Below are 17,715 nucleotides of genomic sequence, written 5' to 3'. Positions count from 1 at the left end.
TCGGCGGTCGTGGCGATGGTCCACGACGCGGTGATCCTCGTCGGGGTGTTCGCCTGGCTGGGCAAGCCGGTCGACGGGGTGTTCCTGGCGGCGCTGCTGACGGTCATCGGCTACTCGGTGAACGACTCCGTCGTCGTGTTCGACCGGATCCGGGAGCTGCGGGCGGCCCGCCCGGGGTCGTCCTTCGCGCGGGTGACCAACACGGCGCTGCTCCAGACCGTGCCGCGCACGCTGAACACGGGCATGGGCGCGGTGTTCATCCTGGCCGCGCTGGCCGTGCTGGGCACCGGGTCGCTGACGGACTTCGCGCTGGCCCTGCTGATCGGCGTCGTCGTGGGCACGTACTCGTCGATGCTGACCGCCGCCCCGCTGGCGGTGGAGCTCCAGGCCCTCGGCGGGCGCCCGGAGCGGGACGGCGCCGGGAAGGCCGCCCGAAAGGACGGGCACGGAACGGAGGGGAGCCGGGAGAAGGAGCTCCGGAAGGAGGGGCCCGGCCGCGTCTGAGGTGCGGGCGGCCCGGCCCCGGGGCCGGGCCGCCTCAGGCCCCCTCGTGCCCGTCCGGACGCGGGAGGTGCACCACCAGGAGGGCGAACGCGGCCAGGGCGACGTTGCGGGCGGCCGCGTCGAGGCCGTTCCAGTCGGAGGACTGCCACATCGCGAACCACTCGCCGCCGACGGCCATGAACCCGAGGCCGAACAGCAGCAGGACCATGACCAGCCCGGCCGAGCTCGCCGCGCGGGCGCGGGCGTGGGAGCCCCGGCGCGGCGCGGCGAACCACAGGGCGGTGGCGAGGAGGAGGACGGCGGCGGCCAGGGTCTCCCAGACGATGATCGCCACGTAGGCGGCGTCCTGGAGGACGGGCGACTTCACGGCCCGCCACATCAGGTCGGGGTCCCTGAACGTCGTGTCCATGGCGAGGACGTGCCGGACGAACTGTCGGTTCGTGTCGAAGTCCGTGATGTTCCCGAAGGCGACCAGCGCCATGTAGACCGCGACCGTGCCGGTCAGCGCCGCCGCGGCGAACGGCGCCGTACCGAGGACCCGCCACCGCGCCCGCCGGGTGCCCGCCCGGACCTCGCCGTCCGCCATGCCGTCAACTCCCGCCGTAGACGCCGACCTCGCGCAGGGAGTATCCCCACTGCGTGCCGCGTTCCCACCCCGTGACGCGGACGTACCGGGCCGGCGCGGCGGCGAAGCGCGCCGTGTCGAGGCCGCCGTCGCCGGCCGTGGTGGACCAGGCGGTGCGCCAGGCCGACCCGTCGGCGGACACCTCCACGCGGTACGCCCTGGCGTACGCGGCCTCCCAGTCGAGGGTGACGCGCCCGACGGTGCGGACCGCCCCCAGGTCGATCCGGAGCCACTGGTCGTCGCTCCAGCCGCTGGCCCAGCGGGTGCGGGTGTCGCCGTCGACGGCCCGGCCGGGCGCGTGGTCGGCGGACGGGTCCCACCACTGGGTGGAGCTCGCCGTGGCGGTCGCGCCCACCGCGAGGTTCGCGCCCGGGTCGTGGCGTTCGGAGGCGCCCCAGGTGCGGAGGTACGACTCGGCGCCCAGGAGCAGGTCGTCCACGATGTCCTGGCCGCCGGTGACCCGGATGTCCTCCAGCCAGTCGGGGACGAGCCCGTGGTGGGCGGCGCCGTCCGTGTTGAGGTCCCAGGTCCGCTGCCCGGTGGTCTGCCGGTCGACGACGGAGCCCCCGTCGGCGGTGCGGAACGGGTAGCGCACCGGGTTCGGGGCGTCGGCGCCGCGCGGGGCGGGCCAGCCGCCGAAGCCGTTCATGTCGGTGCCGTACCCGTACCCGACGCCGTACCGGGCGCGCAGGGCGTCGGTGCGCCGCGCCTCGGCCGTGAACTCCTCGGCGCCGTGCATGTACTGGGCGACGAACCCGCCGAGGCGGTAGACGCGCTCGGTCCAGTCGGCGTCCATCCAGCTGTGCGAGGACAGGACCCCCGGGTACGACTCGGACTCCAGGACGTCCAGGGCGCGCCCGGCGGCCTTGACGCTCATGTGGTCGATCTCCAGCATCATGCCGCGCCGCATCAGCCCGCGCAGCGCGTACTCGCCGAGGTCGGTGAGGCCGCGGACGTTGCACCGGGCGCCGTCCGCGTACGCGGGGACGGTGACGCCGGGCGGGAGCTTCGCCTCGGCGCCGGGGGCAGGGGCGCCGCCGATGGGGTTGTCGTGCTGGGGGCCGGTGCACGGCTCGGTCGTCCAGAACGTGCCGGTGGACAGGAACTGGCCGACGTTGACGGCGGTGCCGAGGGAGCCGGAGTCGAAGCGGACGCCGCACAGGGCGTTGTCGAACTTGTGGCACAGGAACACGCTGCGCACGCCGAGCCGGTGGAGTTCGTCGAGGCCGCGGTCGATGTCCCCGCGGTCGCACCGCGGCACGTCGCCGACGTGCTTGCAGCCGAACGGCTCGGAGGTCTCGACGCCGAGGACGACGGCGAGCTTTCCCTGCCGGACGACCTCGCGGGCCTGGGCGCTGTCGGTGACGATCCTGAACCAGCCCCTGCCGGGCCCGCCGTACATCCGGTCCACGTACGCCTGCATCTCGTAGGTCTTCTGCGCCTGGAGGCGGATGGACGTCATCTCGTCGCAGCCGCGGTCCTTGAAGAAGTACAGGGAGCAGATGACGCCGTTGGTGACGAGGTGGTTGACCAGGACGCGCTGGCCGCCGCGCCAGGCGCGCTCGATCCAGGCGTAGTAGTTCTGCTGGTGGGTCAGCGAGTCGTGGGCGGGCCAGTCCGCGAACGTGGGCCAGCCGTGCGGGTCGTGCCTGCCGTCGCCGCCGCCGGTGAGGAAGTCGAAGAGGGCGAGGGAGCCGTCCGGGTAGTGCTCGGGGCAGTCCTTCAGCGCGTCGGCGACGCCCTGCTCGGAGAACGCCTTGCCGCAGACCAGACGGCCGCCGAAGGCCTCGTTGGACATGATGTGGTTGTGGGCGTCGACGAAGCCGCGCACCCGGCCCCGGGAGTCGGTGCCCCGGAAGGGCTCGCCGGTGACGTTGATCTGCGAGTCGGGGGCGGGCCGCGCGACGGGCTCCCACCAGCCGGGCGGCGCCTCGGCGCCGGAGGCCGCCGGGGGGCCCGCGGCCAGGGCCGCCGCGGTGACGAGGAGGGACAGCAGCGCGAGGAGCCCGCGCCGTAAGGAGGAGGATCGGGTCATGGGCGCACCGCCTGTCGGTCATGTCCCGTGTGGGGGTGCGTCGAGGATCGCGGCGGTGCGCCGGGCCGTCAAGGGATGCGGAAGCCGGTGCGCGGCGGGACGGTACGGCGGTACGGCGGGGGGGANGACCGGGGGGCCGCGGGCCGGCGCGCACCCGCGGAGGAGGGGCGGACAGGGGTGCGCCGGGACGGGCGCGGGCGCGGCGGGCGGGAAGGCGTCGGTGGTACGGCGGGCGCGGCGGGCACGGTGATACGGCGGGCCCGGCGGGCGCGGTGATACGGCGGGTGCGGCGGGCGCGGTGATACGGCGGGCCCGGGCGCCGGGGCGGTCAGTCCGCCAGGTCCGCCTTGCCGAAGAGGACGGCGTAGCTGCTGGGGAGCTGGCTGATGATCTGGTTCAGCTCCCCGCCCGAGACGGCGTCGGCCAGGGTCGACAGGACGGCGCTCGCGTCCCACTGGGCGGTGCGGGGGCGGGCCCCGGTGCGTTCGGCGACCCGCCGGTGGAACTCCTCGATGCCGAACCGCCCGGTGGGACGGCCGCCGTCGGCGTCGGCGGTCAGCACGTCGCCCAGGTCGCCGGGGAGCTGCGCCGCCAGGTCCGCCGCCTCGCCCGGTGTGATGCGGTGGCCGAGCACCTCCAGCACCGCGCGGGTGATCTGCGCGGCCTCGGCCTGGTCGTGGTACTCGCCGCGCTCCCGCACCCGGGCGAGGAACTCGTCGTACCGCATCGCCTCTCCCTCCTCCTGCCGTACGGCCCTCGGGAGCCGCCCTGTCACCGTAGGACCGGCCGGGGCTCCCCGCACGCCGGGCGCTCCCGGCGGTGCCCGCCGGGCTCACCGCCCCCCGGGCGCGCCGGACCCCGTCCGGACCCGCGCCCTGGGGGCGGGGACCGCGGTCGGGGCGAGGGAGGCGCGCAGGCGGTCGTAGCGGTCGACGTCGGTCCACACGTCCGCCGGGTGCGGGCGCGAGACGTACCAGGCCCACAGGCTCGCGCCGAGGGCGGCCGCCAGCGGGACGAGCAGCCAGAGAAGCGGCTCCATGAGGGATCCCCCCTTCACAGTCGTCGGTCGTCCTTCACCGTCGCCGGGCGTCCGTCGTCGCCGGGCGGTGCGGGCCCGGACCGGCCGCTCGCGGGGCGCGGTGCCCCGGCGCGGTCCGCGGGCGGGGCCGAGGAGTGGCCGGCGGGCGCCCGGAGCCGTCCGGGAGGGCCCGGGGTCACCGGGGGTGACCCGACATCGCCCGGCGATGATTTTCGTATAGCATGAGTCTCCGTTATTGACAAACGGGGACTCAGCTTTCTTGACGGCCGACGGGGTGGCCGGGCTCGGCGCGCCCCTTCCGAGCGGGTCGCGCCGCCCGCGCCGCCGACGCGGGCGCGCCGCGTCCGGCCCCGCCGCGCGCCGGGCGGTGCGCGGCGGGCAGGAATCGCGGCGGTCGTACTGGGCACCCGTCCGGCGGACCGCAACCGGGTGACGCACAGGAGGACGCAGTGGCCACCGGCACGCCCATGAACGAAGGCGCCGACCGGCGGGACGGCGGGGATCTGGAAGCCCTCTTCGAGGGGGCGCCGCAGGACGTGACCGCGGCCAGAATCCTCACCGACCGCTATCTGGACGCCCTGGAGCGACTGGTGACGCCCTCGGAACCGGACCGGCGCGACGACGTGCTGCTCGTCGTCACCGAGCTGGCGGGCAACGCCGTGCAGTACGCGCCGGGCCCGTTCTCCCTGCGGTTGCGGCGCACCTTCGACGGGGTCCACATCGTGATGCGGGACGGCAACCCGCGGCCACCGGTCCCCCGCCCCTGGTCACCCGCCGACAACACCGGGTCGGTGGGGTGGCACCTGGTGAACGCCCTGGCCACACAGGTGTCCGTGCTGACCGGCCCCGAGGGCAAGGACGTGCACGTCTTCCTGCCCTGGTGACTCACCCGGACGGACCGGGCGCGGAGGCGGGCCGACCGCGGGCGTGCTGGGCTGGGAGGAGCGTCGTCCACCGCACGGGGAGCCGCCATGTACGAAATGCGCATCGGTACGGCCGCCACCGGCAGCGGCCTGGTGTGGCACGTCGTCGGCCACGACCGGTCCTCCGCCCTCTGCGGACAGCCGCTCCGGGAGGAGGACGACGAGACGGACCTCCACTGCCTGTCCTGCATGTCGATGTTCCAGGAGCTGATGCGGCACCCCGGCGGAGCCTGAGGGGGTGCCTCCGCGTACGTCGCCGGGCACGGGTCCCCGACGCGGTGCGCGGACGGCGCCGGCGGATCGGCGGACGGGCGGGCTCGGGGAACGCCCCGTGGACCCGGCCGTGGACCACCGGGAGGAATCCCCGGGCGGCCCTCTCGGCCGCCCGGGGCGTGCCCCCTCGCAAGGCCGCCGCCGCCCGGCGGTCGGCCCGTCGCCTCGCGGACGCCGCGCGCCCCGGGCCGGTGGCGCCCCGGCGGACGGCCGTCCGCCGGCCCCCGCCCCCNGTACGAGTCCGGCCCGGTGGGGCTCTACGCGGTCCGGTCCTGCGCGGTCCGGTCCTGCGCGGTCCGGTCCTGCGCGGTCCAGACGGTGCCGCGGGCCTCGTACTCCAGCATGGCCTCCAGGCCGAGGGCGGCGTCGACGCCCAGTTCGCGGCGGACCAGCCACAGGGCGAGGTCCAGGCCGGAGGTGACGCCGCCGGCGGTGACCAGGTCGCCGTCGTCGACGACCCGCGCCTTCTTCAGCACGCCGCCCTGCTCGGCGAGGTCGGCCTGTGCCCGGTGGTGGGTGGTGCAGGGGCGGCCGCGGGTGAGGCCGGCGGCCGACAGGAGCATCACGCCGGTGCACAGGCCGGCGACGGTCAACCCCGGGCGGCGGGCGGCGGCCAGGGCCCGCGGGAGGGCGCCCCGGCGGATCTCGGCCCAGACGCCGGGGCTCTCGCGGCGGGCGTAGCCGCCGCCGGGCACGACGAGGAGGTCCGCCTCCTCGGGGGCCCAGCCGTGGTCGGCGCGGAGCCTGGTGCCGAAGGCGGCGGTGACGGGTCCGGGGCCGTCGAGGGCGACGTACCGCACCTCGACGTCGCGTTCGGTGAAGTGGCCGGAGGCCGAGAGCACTTCGTAGGGCGCGGCGAGATCGAGTTCCTCGACGCCCTGGAACAGGACGACCTGGGCGCGCAGGGGGCGGCGGTCGCCGGATCCGGACGGCGGGGCCGTTCCGGTGGCCGCGGCGGCGTGGGCGGTGGCGGTGGGAGCGCCGGTCGCGAGTCCGGCGGCGCCGAGGGCGGTCGCGGTGCGCAGCAGGGTGCGTCGGTTCACGTGGTTCACGTGGTTCTCCTGGTTCATCCGTCGTCGGCCCGGGGCGGGAGCGGTCAGGGGGCGAGCGGTTCGTCCGCGAGGTAGGGCGGCGCGGGGTCGTACTGGATCTCCCGGCGCACCGCCCGGGCGTGCTCACGGCCGTGCAGGCGCCCCACGAGCCACAGCGCGCCGTCGATGCCGGCGGACACGCCCTGGCTGGTCACCAGCCGGTCGTCCACGACGTACCGGGCGTCGGACACGACGGTGACGTCGCCGCGTGCCCTCAGCGCCTCCTCGTACTGCCGGTGGGTGGCGACCCTGCGCCCGCGCGCCGGTCCGGCGGCGTGCAGGAGGAAGGCGCCGGTGCAGACGCCGACGACCCACTCGGCGCGTGCGGCCTGGGCGTCGATCCACGTGGTGACGTGCGGATTGTGCGGTTCGGTCTCGCGGGCGCCGGACCCTCCGGGGACGAGGAGCACGTCGATCGGGGGGTGGTCGTCCAGGGTGTGGTCGGGCAGGACGCGCATCCCCTTGGCGCAGTGGACGGGGCCGGGGCGCTCGGCCAGGAGCAGGGCGCGGTCCGCCCCGTCCCGCAGGGCGGCGGAGGTGGTGAAGACCTCCCAGGGGCCGGCGAAGTCGAGTTCCTCGACGGTGTCGAAGAGGAGGATGCCGTAGGTGGTCATGGAGGAGCCGTTCGTGTCGGGTACCGGGTGCACCGGTGCGGAGGAGGGAGAGGAGCGGGAGGAGCAGGAGGGGCGGGAGGGGCGGCCGGCCCGCCGGGCACGGTGCCGGTCAGGCGGTGTTCACGGTGCCGGTCAGGCGGTGTTCACGGTGCCGCGGCGCTGGTACTCGAGGACCTCCTCGGCGAACAGGGCCGTGTCGGGTCCGAAGAACCGCTCGATCAGCCAGATTCCCAGGTCGATGCCGGAGGTGACACCTCCGCAGGTGACCAGGTCGCCGTCGTCGACGACCCGGCCGCCGACCACGCGACCGCCCCGGGCCCGGAGTTCCTCCAGGGCGATGTGGTGGGTGGTGCAGCGGCGTCCGGCCGTCAGGCCGGCCGCGGACAGCAGCATGGTGCCCGTGCACACCGCGCCCATGACGAGGCCGTCCCGCCGGGCCGCCGCGAGTGCCCGGGGCAGGGTGCCGCGCCGGATCTCCCGCTGGAGGCCGGATCCCTCGCCGTACCCCCCGCCGGGGACGACGATCACGTCGGCGGAGCGGGGCGACCAGGCGTCCCGGCAGACGATCTCCATGCCGGCGGAGGTCGTCACGCGGCGGGTTCCGTCCGCGGTGACGAAGGACTGGACGAGGCGTTCCTCGCCGAGGATGCCGAACACCTCGACGTGGCCGGCGAAGTCCTGCTCCTCCACGCCGTCGTAGAGGACGGTGTGGACGCGCAGGGGGCGCGCGGGACTCGGGCGTACGGGACGTACGGACGGGGAGGGCATGGGAGGGCCTCCGTGAGGACCTGGGCGGGTGCCCCGCGGGCCGGGCCGTGGGGCGGGAACGCGCCCAGTCTCCCGGTGTCCGCTCCCCGGCGGCACCGGCACGCGTGCCCCTGGTGCGCAAGATACGGCCAGTCCGGATCCGGGGGCGTCGTCAGCGGCGGAAGGCGGACCTGTACGCCGACGGTGTCGTGCCGACCTGCCGGGTGAAGTGGTGCCGGAGCGTCTCGACCGCTCCGAAGCCGGTGGCCTCCGCGACCCGCGCCAGGGGCAGCTCCGTCGTCTCCAGGAGCTCCCTGGCGCGCTGGACGCGCTGCGCGAGCAGCCACCGCAGGGGCGTGGTGCCCGTCTGGGCCCGGAAGTGCCGGGCCAGGCTGCGGCGGCTCATCATCGCGTGCGCCGCGATGTCGGCCAGGGACAGCGGCTCGCCCAGCTTGTGGTGCATCCACTGCAGCGTCTCACCGAGGTCGGAGGAGTCGACCCCGGGCGTCCGGTACTCGATGAACTGCGCCTGCCCGCCGGTCCGCTGGGGCGGCATCACCAGCATCCGCGCCGCGTGCGCGGCGGCGGCGGCGCCGTGGTCGCGGCGCACCAGGTGCAGGCACAGGTCCAGGCCGGCGGCGACGCCGGCCGACGTGAGCACCTGCCCCTCGTCCACGTACAGCACCGACGGGTCCACGTCGACGCCCGGGAACCGTTCGGCCAGCGCGTCGGCGAACCGCCAGTGCGTCGTCGCCCTGCGGCCTTCGAGCAGTCCTGCCTCCGCGAGCACGAAGGCCCCGGTGCAGATCGAGGCGATGCGCGCCCCGGCTTCCGCGGCTTCCCGCAGCAGCCGTAACGCGCGGGGGTCCGGGACGCTGTCGATCGGGTTGCCGGGCACGACGACCGTGTCCGCGTGGAGGACGTCGTCCCAGCCGTACGGGGAGGAGACCCGGAACGGGGCCGTGGGGCCGGCCGTCGCCGCCGTCTCGCGGTCGACGCACACGCGGACCTCGTAGGCGGGCGTCCCCTCGGGGCCGGTGACGAGCGCGAACACCTGGCAGGGAAGGGCGAGGTCGAAGGCGGAGACCTCGTCGAGCGCGAGAACCGCGACACCATGCATGCGCCCGAGACTATGCACCACCCGGACGGCCCGTGACCGCACCCCGGCGGAAGGCGGCTCCGCCGCACCGCGCCCCCGCCGCCCGCCGGCCGCCGCCCGAAGCGGGCCCGGGAGGCCCGGGGCGCACCCGGCCCTCGTGGGGCCCGGGGTGGGGCGGCGCCCGTCCGGACGGAGCCCGCCCGACGGCGAGGGGGTAGCCGGCCCGGCAGGGCATCCGGTGGACGGCCGGGACGCTCGCCGGCGAGCGGAGGCCCCCGGATGACGCGGAGGTGCCGGCGGGAGAGGCCGGCCGTGGCGTGCGGAAGGAGCCCCCGGCACGGCGGGAGGGTCGTACGTGACGCAGGTCACCCGGCGCGCCCGTCACAACCGCGGGGCGTGCCGCATCCCGTGTGTGAACTGCTCGCACGACAGGAGGCGCACATGAGGATCGTGGTGGTGGGGGCCGGGTACGCGGGGACGATCGCGGCGAACCGGCTGGCCAGGAAGGTGAGGACGGCGCGGATCACGGTGGTCAACCCCCGTCCGGACTTCGTGGAGCGGGTACGGCTGCACGAGCGGGTCGCCGGGACCGGGACCGCCACGGCCCCGCTGGCGTCGATGCTGCGCGAGGGGATCGCCACGCGGGTGGGTGCCGTCGAGAAGATCGGCGACGGGCGGGTCGTCCTGGGCGACGGGACCGGTCTCGACTTCGACCACCTCCTCCTCGCGGTGGGCAGCACGGCCGTACCGCTGCCGGGCAGCGTTCCGGTGGGGACCTGGGAGGGCGCGGAGGAGGCGCGGGCCGCGCTGGCCGGACTGCCCGGCGGGAGGACGGTCACCGTCGTCGGCGGCGGGCTCACGGGCGTCGAGACGGCGTCCGAGATCGCCTTCGGCCGCCCCGACCTGCGGGTGCGGCTCGTGGGGCGGGTGATCGCCCCGAGCCTGTCGCCGGGGGCGCGGGAACGCGTGCGCACCGGCCTGGACCGCCTGGGCGTGGAGGTCGTGGAGGACTCCGTCGTACGGATCGAACCGGGCGCCGGGGAGGGGGGCGGTGACGCGGTGCGCTTCGGCTCGCGCCCGCCGGCCGCCTCCGACCTCACGCTGTGGGCGGTCGTCGGCGGCGTGCCCGACCTGGCCGCCCGCAGCGGCCTCGCGGTGGACGGCGAGGGGCGTGCGGTGGTCGACGCGTACCTGCGCAGCGTGACCGACCCGCGGATCTTCGCCGTCGGCGACTGCGCGGCGGTTCCCGGTTCCCGGGCGGCCTGCGCGACGGCCATGCCGCAGGGCGCGCACGCGGCGGATACCCTGGCGCGGATGATCGAAGGCCGCGACCCCGCTCCGTACTCCATGGGGTACGCCGGTCAGGCGCTGAGCCTGGGCCGGCACGACGGGCTGCTGCAGGTCGACCGCAGGGACGGGACCGCGTCCCGGTTCCGCCTCGCCGGGCGCGCCGCGGCCGTGGGCAAGGAGCGGATCTGCCGCTACGCGAAGTCCAGCGCCCGCACCGCCGTCTACACCTGGCTGCGGGGGGCGAAGTGACCGGGCGGCCGGACCCCGCGGACGAGTTCACCGCGCACCGGGCCCTGCTGTTCTCGATCGCCTACGAGATCCTCGGGTCGGTGGCCGACGCGGAGGACGTCCTGCAGGACAGCTACCTGCGGTGGCGGTCGGTGGACCGCGCCTCGGTGGAGAACGCGCGGGCCTACCTGGCGCGGATCGTCACCCGGCAGGCGCTCGGCGTGCTGCGGTCGGCCGCCCGCCGCCGGGAGGAGTACGTGGGGCCGTGGCTGCCCGAGCCCCTGGCGACGGGCGCCGCGGGCGACGCGCCCGACGCCGTCGACCACGTGCTCACGGGCGAGGCCGTGACCACGGCGATGCTGCTGGTCCTGGAGTCCCTGACCCCGGCCCAGCGCGCGGTGTTCGTGCTGCGCGAGGTGTTCGGCTTCGACTACGCGGAGATCGCCGCCGCGGTGGGCAGGTCCGAGGCCGCGGTGCGGCAGCTGAACCAGCGCGCCCGCGGCAGCGTGCGCGCGAGGCGGCACACCGCGGTCGCCACCCCCGCCGAGGCGCGGCCGGTCGCCGAGCGGTTCCTGGCGGCGACCGCGACCGGCGACCTCCAGGGCCTCATGGACCTGCTCGCGCCCGACGTGGTGCTCCTGTCCGACGGCGGCGGGGTCGTGAGCGCGGCGCGGCGCCCCGTGGTCGGGCCGGACAAGGTGGCCAGGCTGCTCCTCGGGCTCCTGGACAAGGGCCTTCGCGCGGGCGAGGTCGACATCCGTGTCGGCGCGTTCAACGGGATGCACTCCGTCGTGGTGCTCATCGACGGCGAGCTCGACCAGGTGACGTCGATCGAGGTCCGCGACGGCGCCGTGACGGCCGTCTACTCCGTGCGCAACCCGGAGAAGCTCACCTCGGTCAGGGTGTGAGCCGCGCCCCGGGGGCCGGGGTCCTCGGGGCCGGCCGACGACCGGGTGGGCGGGCCGGCGGCACGGGGCCGCCGGCCCGCCGGGGCTCACGCGACGAAGCCGCCGTCCACGGCGATGGCGGCGCCGGTGACGTACCGGCCGCCCGGGCCCGCGAGGTACGACACCATCGCGGCGACGTCCGACGGCCGCCCGTAGCGGCCGAGCGCCGTGAGGCCCCTCTGCAGGTCGGCGGCCGGGCCGTCGGAGGGGTTCATGTCGGTGTCGATCGGCCCGGGGCTGATCAGGTTGACCGTGATGCCCCTCGGGCCCAGCTCGCGGGCGAGCGACCTGGTCAGGCCGGTCAGGGCGCTCTTGCTCGTCGAGTACAGGGAGCTGCCCGGGAACGGGACCCGCTCGGCCATGCAGCTGCCGATGCCGATGATCCGCCCGCCCTCGGCCATGTGCCGGACGGCGGCCTGGGCGGCGACGAACGGGGCCCGTACGTTGACGTGCAGCACGCGGTCGACGTCCGCCGCCGACAGCTCCTCGACGGGGCCCAGTACGCCGATCCCCGCGTTGTTGACCAGGATGTCGAGCCGTCCGAACCCGGCGGCGACCCGGTCCACCGCGTCGCGGACCGCCTCCGGGTCCGCGCTGTCGGCCCTGACGGCCAGGGCCCGGCGGCCCAGCGCCTCGATCCGGTCCACCACGGCCGCCGCGCGTTCGGCACCGTGCCGGTAGGTCAGCGCGACGTCGGCTCCGTCCTCGGCGAGTGCGAGCGCGACGGCCTCGCCGATGCCCCGGCTGCCGCCGGTCACGAGTGCCACCCTGCCCCCAAGCATCACGGTCATGTTCGCTGGTCTCTCTGTCGGGTTCGCGGACATGTCGATGCTCGTGCGTCCCGGGCCGGGAGTCCGGCGGGATTCCGACATCAGGTCGGGGGCGGCGGCTGCCGGGGCCCGCCGGGAGCCGGCCGCTTCGCGAGCGCCGCGCTCCGGGCCCGCGGGTCCGGAGCGCGGCGCCTCACCGGGGCCGGGGGAACCGGTGGCCGTCGGAGTGCGGTGCGCCGTCGACGACGCGGTCCCGGGGGGCCGGTTCCGGGCGGGGGGAGGCAGCGGTGAGGGCCGCCAGCAGGACGGCGCAGACGAGGAGGAGCACCACCCCGTACACCGTCCGCGTCAGGGTGCGCAGGCGGCGCTCGCTGCCGGTGCGGACGGACCGGGCCAGCGGGAGCGTCGCGGTGGACACCGTCGCGACGAGGTCGCCGAGCCACTCGCGCTGGGCCTCGGGGTCCGCGAGGTCGGGGACCCGCTGCCCGAGCGCGGTGCGCGCGTGGTGCAGCCGGCTCGTCGTGGCCGGGACGCTGGCCGCGGTCTCGGCGGCGGCCGCCTCCGCGTCCAGGCCGAGGCCGTCGCAGAGCAGGAGGGTGCGGCGGTGGAGGGGCGGCAGTGCGAGCAGGGCCCGGTGGGCGGGGTCGGCGGGCGGGGTCTCGGGGCGCCTGAGGCGGCCGGGGAACCGGTGCCAGGGGGCGAGCGCGTAGTCGTGGGTCCGCGCCCGCACCCAGCCGACCGGGTCGGGGTCGGCGGCGACCTCCGGCCAGCTCTCCCAGGCACGCTGGAAGGCGTGCTCGACGGAGTCGAAGGCGTGTCTGCGGGCCCCGGTGAGCAGGTACGCCTGGTGGACCAGGGCCGGGGCGGCGTGGGCGTAGAGCGCGTCGAAGGACTCGGCCGGGGTCGGGGCGGGGTCGGACGGCGGGGTGTTCTGGCTCATCGGGTGGGCGACCAGCTCCGGGCGGAAGTGTGCATAGGCGCATCCTGACGTGACGCGGCGGCGGTTCGCGCGGTGCGCCACGGCGTTCCGCGCTCCTGGCAGAAACGTTACTTCAGGTGGCCGGAACCGATCGCCCGGGCCGCTCCGGAGTACCGGGGCGGCGCCCGGACCGCCCCGGCCGCCGACTGCTCCCGCCGGGGGTGGTTTTCGGCCGGGTGCGTGACGGGTGAAACCGGTGGGGTGTGAGGGGCCGTCGTGAGGGGTGTTCTTCCACCGTCCGAGACGAAGGGGTGCTCACCGTGAACCGCACCGAGGCACGTATGAACCGCCGCGCCGTCCTGGCCGCGGGGNGCGGGGGCCGCGCTGGCCGCCGCCGTCGCGTCCGGGCCNGCGCACGCCGCGCCCGGCCGCCGGGCCCGCGTCGAGGGGCGGCTGCGGGCGCTCGAACGGGCGCACGGCGCGCGGCTCGGCGCGTTCGCGTACGACACGGGGACCGGGCGGACGGTGGCCCACCGGGCGGACGAGCTCTTCCCGATGGCGTCGCTGTTCAAGGCCGTCGCCGTCGCCGCCGTGCTGCGGGACCTGGACCGGGACGGCGAGGTGCTGGCCAGGCGCCTGCACTACACCGAGCGGTACGTGAGGGAGTCGGGCTTCTCCCCCGTCACCGAGCGGCCCGAGAACCTGGCGAACGGGATGACCGTCGCCGAGCTGTGCGACGCCACCCTCACCCGCAGCGACAACACGGCCGGCAACCTGCTCCTGCGCGAGCTGGGCGGACCGACCGCGGTGACCCGGTTCTGCCGGTCGGTCGGCGACGGCGTCACCCGGCTGGACCGCTGGGAGCCGGAGCTGAACTCGGCCGAGCCGTGGCGGACCACCGACACGACCTCGCCGCGCGCGATCGGCCGGACGTACGGGCGGCTCCTCCTCGGCGACGTGCTGGCGGCGCCGGACCGGGAGCGGCTGACGCGGTGGATGCTCGCCAACAAGACGAGCGACGAGCGGTTCCGCGCGGGGCTGCCCGCCGACTGGCCGCTGGCCGACAAGACCGGCGGCGGCGGGTACGGGAGCAACAACGACGCGGGCGTCGCCTGGCCGCCCGGTCGGCCGCCGGTGGTGCTGGCCGTCCTGACGACCCGGTTCGCCCCGGACGCGGCGGCCGACAACGCGCTGGTCGCCGAGGCGGCGGCGCTCCTCGCGGAGGCCGTGGGCTGACCCTGCGGGCGGGCCGCGTGCCCCTCATGGCCCCCGCACGGGCGCCCCGCGGCCGGGACCGGGCCATGATGGGCGGTGGAGCCCGTTCCTCGCGCCCGCGCCGGGCGCCCCGGCCGTCGCCGGGCGTCCGGGGCGTCCGGGGCGACGGCCGACGACGCAAGGAGACGCCGCCATGAGCCCAGGCACGGACCGGAGCCCGGTGGTCCCCGCGCTGCGGTCCGCGCGGGCCGTCGTCCTCGACACCGACGGGGTGCTCACCGACTCGGCGCGGGTCCACGCGGCGACCTGGAAGGCGGCGTTCGACGCGTACCTGAGCGGCCTGCCGCCGACGGCCGCGGACGCCTCGGCGCGGCGGCCGTTCGACGCGGCCGGGGAGTACCGGCGGTACGTCGACGGGCGCCCCCGGCTGGACGGGGCGGCGGCCTTCCTCGCGGCGCGCGGGCTGCCCGCGGACCCGGCCGCCGTGGAGGCGGTCGCCGCCGACAAGGAGCGGCGCTTCACCCGGTGGCTGCGCGAGCGCCCCGTGGACGCCTACCCGGGCTCGGTGCGGCTGCTGCGGGCGCTGCGGGCGGCGGGGGTGCCGGTGGCGGCGGCGTCGGCGTCGCGGCACGCCCGCGAGCTGCTGGAGCGGTCCGGGCTGCTCGGCCTGCTCGACGCGCTGGTGGACGGGGTGGAGGCGGCCCGGCTGGGGCTGCCCGGCAAGCCGGACCCGGCGCTGTTCCTGGAGGCGGCGCGGCGGCTCGGCGTGCCGGCCGGGCGGTGCGCGCTGGTGGAGGACGCGCTGGCGGGCGTGGAGGCGGGGCGGCGCGGCGGGTTCGCCCCGGTGGTGGGCGTCGACCGGGCGGCCGGTCCCGGTACGGCGGACGCGCTGCTCCACCACGGCGCCGACCTCGTCGTCGCCGACGTGGCAGAGCTGCTCGCCGGCCCGGAGGGGCGGCCGTCGTGAGCGGCTGGACGTGGGAGTTCGAGGGGTACGCCGCCGAGCGCGAGGCCCTGCGGGAGGCGCTGTGCACCCTGGGCAACGGCTACTTCGCGACGCGCGGCGCGCTCCCGGAGTGCGCGGCGGACGGGACGCACTACCCGGGGACGTACGTGGCGGGCTGCTACGACCGGCTGGACTCGGAGGTGGCGGGGCGGCGCGTCGAGAACGAGGACATGGTGAACCTGCCGAACTGGCTGCCCGTGCGCTACCGGGTGGCCGACGGCGCGGAGCCCGGGCCGTGGCTGGCGCCGGCGCACGAGTTCCTCACCGACCACTCCCTCCGCCTGGACCTGCGCGGCGGCGTCCTGGAGCGGTGCAGCCGGTACGAGGACGACGACGGGCGGCGGCTGGCGGTGCGGCAGCTGCGGCTGGTCCACATGGGCGACCCGCACGTGGCGGCGCTGCGCACGGAGTTCACGGCCGAGAACTGGGCGGGGGCGCTGGAGGTGGAGGCCGAGCTGGACGGCTCGGTCGCCAACACGGGCGTGGCCCGCTACCGGCAGTTGTCGTCGCGGCACCTGAAGGACGTGGTGACCGGCGAGACGGAGGACGGCCGGGTGTGGCTGCGCTGCCGCACGGCCGCCTCCGGCGTGCGGATCGGGCTGGCCGCGCGGACGACGGCGCCGGAGGACGCCGTGGTGGTGCACGGCGACCGGCGGGTGGCGCAGCGGTACCGGCTGGCGCTGCTGCCCGGCGCGGCGGTGACGGTCGACAAGGTGGTGGCGCTGCACACCTCGCGCGACCCGGCGATCTCCGATCCCCTGCACGCGGCGGTGGACCGGGTGGGCCGGGCGGACGGCTTCGGCGGGCTGCTGGTGTCGCACCGGACGGCCTGGCAGCAGCTGTGGCGGCGGGCCGAGCTGGAGGTGCCGGACAAGGCGGGGCGCATCCTGCGGCTGCACCTGTTCCACGTGCTGCAGACGCTGTCGCCGCACACGGCGGACCTGGACGTGGGCGTGCCGGCGCGCGGGCTGCACGGGGAGGCGTACCGGGGGCACGTGTTCTGGGACGAGCTGTTCGTCCTGCCGTACCTGAACCTGCACTTCCCGGAGGTGTCCCGGGCGCTGCTGACGTACCGGCACCGGCGGCTGGGGAGGGCGAGGTCCGCCGCGCGGGACGCGGGCCGGACGGGGGCGATGTACCCGTGGCAGAGCGGCAGCGACGGCCGGGAGGAGACGCAGCGGCTGCACCTCAACCCCCGTTCGGGGCGCTGGCTGCCGGACCACTCGCACCTCCAGCACCACGTGGGCTCGGCCGTCGCGTACAACGTGTGGCGGTACTGGGAGGCGACCGGCGACGACGAGTTCCTGCACACCAAGGGCGCCGAGATGCTGCTGGAGATCGCCCGGTTCTGGGCGGGTTCGGCGGAGTACGACGAGGGGCTGGACCGGTACCGGATCCGCGGGGTGATGGGGCCGGACGAGTACCACGACGCGTATCCGGGGGCGCCGCGCCCGGGCCTGGACGACAACGCGTACACGAACGTCACGGCGTCGTGGGTGCTGGCGCGGGCGCTGGAGCTGACGGCGGCGCTGCCGGAGCCGCGGCGGCGGGAGCTGGAGGAGCGCATCGGGGTGCACCGCGACGAGCTGGCGCTCTGGGAGGACGTGTCGCGGCGGCTGTACGTGCCGTTCCACGACGGGGTGATCAGCCAGTTCCACGGCTACGGGGAGCTGGCCGAACTGGACTGGGAGGGGCTGCGGCACGCGTACGGGGACATCCGGCGGCTGGACCGGATCCTGGAGGCGGAGGGCGACACGGTCAACCGGTACCAGGCGTCCAAGCAGGCGGACGTGCTGATGCTGGGGTACCTGTTCCCGCCGGCGGAGCTGCGGGGGCTGCTGCGGCGGCTGGGGTACGCGCTGGACGACGGGACGTGGTGGCGGACCGTCGACTACTACCTGCGGCGCACCAGCCACGGGTCGACGCTGAGCGTGCTGGTGCACGGCTGGGTGCTGGCGCGGGTGCGGCGGGCGGGGGCGTGGGAGTTCTGCCAGGAGGCGCTGGAGGCGGACATCGCGGACCTGCACGGCGGGACGACCGGTGAGGGCATCCACCTGGGCGCGATGGCGGGCACGCTGGACCTGGTGCAGCGGGGGCTGACGGGTCTGGACACGCGGGGCGGGGTGCTGCGGCTGGACCCGGTGCGGCTGCCGGAGCTGTCGGAGTACGCCTTCACACTGCGGTTCCACGGGCACTGGGGGGTGCGGCTGCGGGTGACGCCGGAGAGCCTGCACGTGACGGTGCCGGAGTCGGGGGTCGCCCCGATCGACATCGAACTGCCCGGGACCGCGGTGTCGATCGAGCCGGGCCGGTCGGTGCGGCTGCCGCTGCCGGAGTAGGGACGGCGGGGGCGGGCGGATGCGGAGGGTATGCGATCAGTTGACAACTTT

The 17,715-nt window shown here is 76.3% G+C and carries 17 protein-coding genes and 1 pseudogene; 8 read left to right on the top strand and 10 right to left on the bottom strand.

Annotated features, from left to right (window positions below; genetic code table 11):
• A pseudogene (locus tag MW084_RS17790) lies at positions 1 to 504 on the top strand (protein translocase subunit SecD); the annotation flags it as partial.
• Between the two features lie 34 nt (positions 505 to 538).
• Here MW084_RS17790 and MW084_RS17785 read toward each other — a convergent pair.
• The 4 genes from MW084_RS17785 to MW084_RS17770 all read right to left on the bottom strand — a co-directional run bounded on the left by MW084_RS17785 (position 539) and on the right by MW084_RS17770 (position 4,203).
• Positions 539 to 1,090, bottom strand: a complete 552-nt coding sequence (locus tag MW084_RS17785) for a DUF2165 domain-containing protein (protein ID WP_010470066.1) — start codon at positions 1,088 to 1,090, stop codon at positions 539 to 541.
• Between the two features lie 4 nt (positions 1,091 to 1,094).
• On the bottom strand, positions 1,095 to 3,164 hold the full coding sequence (locus MW084_RS17780; protein ID WP_010470067.1) for a galactose-binding domain-containing protein: 2,070 nt from the start codon (positions 3,162 to 3,164) through the stop codon (positions 1,095 to 1,097).
• Between the two features lie 328 nt (positions 3,165 to 3,492).
• Positions 3,493 to 3,891: a DUF2267 domain-containing protein gene (locus tag MW084_RS17775; RefSeq protein ID WP_010470068.1), complete on the bottom strand. Its 399-nt coding sequence runs from the start codon at positions 3,889 to 3,891 to the stop codon at positions 3,493 to 3,495.
• Positions 3,892 to 3,996: 105 nt separating this feature from the next.
• Entirely contained in the window at positions 3,997 to 4,203 is a 207-nt protein-coding gene (locus MW084_RS17770; RefSeq protein WP_010470069.1) for a hypothetical protein, read from the bottom strand.
• 449 nt (positions 4,204 to 4,652) lie between these two features.
• Between MW084_RS17770 and MW084_RS17765 the strand changes: the two genes are divergently transcribed.
• Positions 4,653 to 5,087, top strand: coding sequence for an ATP-binding protein (locus MW084_RS17765; RefSeq protein ID WP_010470071.1), 435 nt, complete (start codon positions 4,653 to 4,655; stop codon positions 5,085 to 5,087).
• Between the two features lie 87 nt (positions 5,088 to 5,174).
• Positions 5,175 to 5,360: a hypothetical protein gene (locus tag MW084_RS17760; protein ID WP_029553440.1), complete on the top strand. Its 186-nt coding sequence runs from the start codon at positions 5,175 to 5,177 to the stop codon at positions 5,358 to 5,360.
• A 296-nt stretch (positions 5,361 to 5,656) separates the two neighbouring features.
• Here the strand turns inward: MW084_RS17760 and MW084_RS17755 are convergent, their stop codons facing one another.
• The 4 genes from MW084_RS17755 to MW084_RS17740 all read right to left on the bottom strand — a co-directional run bounded on the left by MW084_RS17755 (position 5,657) and on the right by MW084_RS17740 (position 8,971).
• On the bottom strand, positions 5,657 to 6,442 hold the full coding sequence (locus tag MW084_RS17755; RefSeq protein WP_050986750.1) for a DJ-1/PfpI family protein: 786 nt from the start codon (positions 6,440 to 6,442) through the stop codon (positions 5,657 to 5,659).
• Positions 6,443 to 6,495: 53 nt separating this feature from the next.
• The gene (locus tag MW084_RS17750) at positions 6,496 to 7,104 is read right to left on the bottom strand and encodes a DJ-1/PfpI family protein (RefSeq protein WP_010470074.1); all 609 of its coding nucleotides are present in this window, start codon (positions 7,102 to 7,104) and stop codon (positions 6,496 to 6,498) included.
• A gap of 132 nt (positions 7,105 to 7,236) precedes the next feature.
• On the bottom strand, positions 7,237 to 7,872 hold the full coding sequence (locus MW084_RS17745) for a DJ-1/PfpI family protein (protein WP_010470075.1): 636 nt from the start codon (positions 7,870 to 7,872) through the stop codon (positions 7,237 to 7,239).
• Between the two features lie 151 nt (positions 7,873 to 8,023).
• The gene (locus tag MW084_RS17740; protein WP_010470076.1) at positions 8,024 to 8,971 is read right to left on the bottom strand and encodes a GlxA family transcriptional regulator; all 948 of its coding nucleotides are present in this window, start codon (positions 8,969 to 8,971) and stop codon (positions 8,024 to 8,026) included.
• A 420-nt stretch (positions 8,972 to 9,391) separates the two neighbouring features.
• On the opposite strand from MW084_RS17740, the gene MW084_RS17735 reads away from it, so the two are divergent.
• Together MW084_RS17735 and MW084_RS17730 are read left to right on the top strand one after the other, a co-directional pair.
• Positions 9,392 to 10,489, top strand: coding sequence for an NAD(P)/FAD-dependent oxidoreductase (locus MW084_RS17735; RefSeq protein WP_010470078.1), 1,098 nt, complete (start codon positions 9,392 to 9,394; stop codon positions 10,487 to 10,489).
• Positions 10,486 to 11,376, top strand: coding sequence for an RNA polymerase sigma-70 factor (locus MW084_RS17730; protein WP_010470080.1), 891 nt, complete (start codon positions 10,486 to 10,488; stop codon positions 11,374 to 11,376). The genes MW084_RS17735 and MW084_RS17730 overlap by 4 nt, the downstream gene beginning before the upstream one ends.
• Positions 11,377 to 11,462: 86 nt before the next feature.
• Here the strand turns inward: MW084_RS17730 and MW084_RS17725 are convergent, their stop codons facing one another.
• Both MW084_RS17725 and MW084_RS17720 read right to left on the bottom strand, forming a co-directional pair.
• Complete coding sequence (locus MW084_RS17725) at positions 11,463 to 12,206, bottom strand: 3-oxoacyl-ACP reductase family protein (RefSeq protein ID WP_029553441.1); 744 nt, start codon at positions 12,204 to 12,206, stop codon at positions 11,463 to 11,465.
• Between the two features lie 172 nt (positions 12,207 to 12,378).
• The gene (locus MW084_RS17720; protein WP_010470084.1) at positions 12,379 to 13,206 is read right to left on the bottom strand and encodes a SigE family RNA polymerase sigma factor; all 828 of its coding nucleotides are present in this window, start codon (positions 13,204 to 13,206) and stop codon (positions 12,379 to 12,381) included.
• Between the two features lie 309 nt (positions 13,207 to 13,515).
• On the opposite strand from MW084_RS17720, the gene bla reads away from it, so the two are divergent.
• The 3 genes from bla to MW084_RS17705 all read left to right on the top strand — a co-directional run.
• Positions 13,516 to 14,340 (top strand): class A beta-lactamase (gene bla, locus MW084_RS17715; protein ID WP_275563677.1); only part of this gene is annotated, 825 nt, incomplete at its 5' end.
• A gap of 172 nt (positions 14,341 to 14,512) precedes the next feature.
• A complete protein-coding gene (locus MW084_RS17710) occupies positions 14,513 to 15,286 on the top strand; it encodes an HAD family hydrolase (RefSeq protein WP_010470088.1) in 774 nt (257 codons plus the stop codon).
• Positions 15,283 to 17,664 (top strand): glycoside hydrolase family 65 protein, encoded by a 2,382-nt coding sequence (locus MW084_RS17705; RefSeq protein ID WP_010470089.1) that lies wholly within the window; start codon positions 15,283 to 15,285, stop codon positions 17,662 to 17,664. Before MW084_RS17710 ends, MW084_RS17705 begins: the two co-directional genes overlap by 4 nt.
• Positions 17,665 to 17,715 lie beyond the last annotated feature (51 nt).

The sequence above is a fragment of the Streptomyces sudanensis genome, assembly GCF_023614315.1.
In the GTDB taxonomy this organism is placed as follows: Bacteria; Actinomycetota; Actinomycetes; order Streptomycetales; family Streptomycetaceae; genus Streptomyces; species Streptomyces sudanensis.
Note: the sequence above shows the minus strand (reverse complement) of the source record. Positions and strands in the feature narration are given on the sequence as shown.

Coding starts and splice junctions, on each gene's coding strand:
- MW084_RS17785 (WP_010470066.1), bottom strand. CDS start 1,090: ATGGCGGACGGCGAGGTCCGGGCGGGCACCCGGCGGGCGCGGTGGCGG.
- MW084_RS17780 (WP_010470067.1), bottom strand. CDS start 3,164: ATGACCCGATCCTCCTCCTTACGGCGCGGGCTCCTCGCGCTGCTGTCC.
- MW084_RS17775 (WP_010470068.1), bottom strand. CDS start 3,891: ATGCGGTACGACGAGTTCCTCGCCCGGGTGCGGGAGCGCGGCGAGTAC.
- MW084_RS17770 (WP_010470069.1), bottom strand. CDS start 4,203: ATGGAGCCGCTTCTCTGGCTGCTCGTCCCGCTGGCGGCCGCCCTCGGC.
- MW084_RS17760 (WP_029553440.1), top strand. CDS start 5,175: ATGTACGAAATGCGCATCGGTACGGCCGCCACCGGCAGCGGCCTGGTG.
- MW084_RS17750 (WP_010470074.1), bottom strand. CDS start 7,104: ATGACCACCTACGGCATCCTCCTCTTCGACACCGTCGAGGAACTCGAC.
- MW084_RS17745 (WP_010470075.1), bottom strand. CDS start 7,872: ATGCCCTCCCCGTCCGTACGTCCCGTACGCCCGAGTCCCGCGCGCCCC.
- MW084_RS17740 (WP_010470076.1), bottom strand. CDS start 8,971: ATGCATGGTGTCGCGGTTCTCGCGCTCGACGAGGTCTCCGCCTTCGAC.
- MW084_RS17735 (WP_010470078.1), top strand. CDS start 9,392: ATGAGGATCGTGGTGGTGGGGGCCGGGTACGCGGGGACGATCGCGGCG.
- MW084_RS17725 (WP_029553441.1), bottom strand. CDS start 12,206: ATGACCGTGATGCTTGGGGGCAGGGTGGCACTCGTGACCGGCGGCAGC.
- MW084_RS17710 (WP_010470088.1), top strand. CDS start 14,513: ATGAGCCCAGGCACGGACCGGAGCCCGGTGGTCCCCGCGCTGCGGTCC.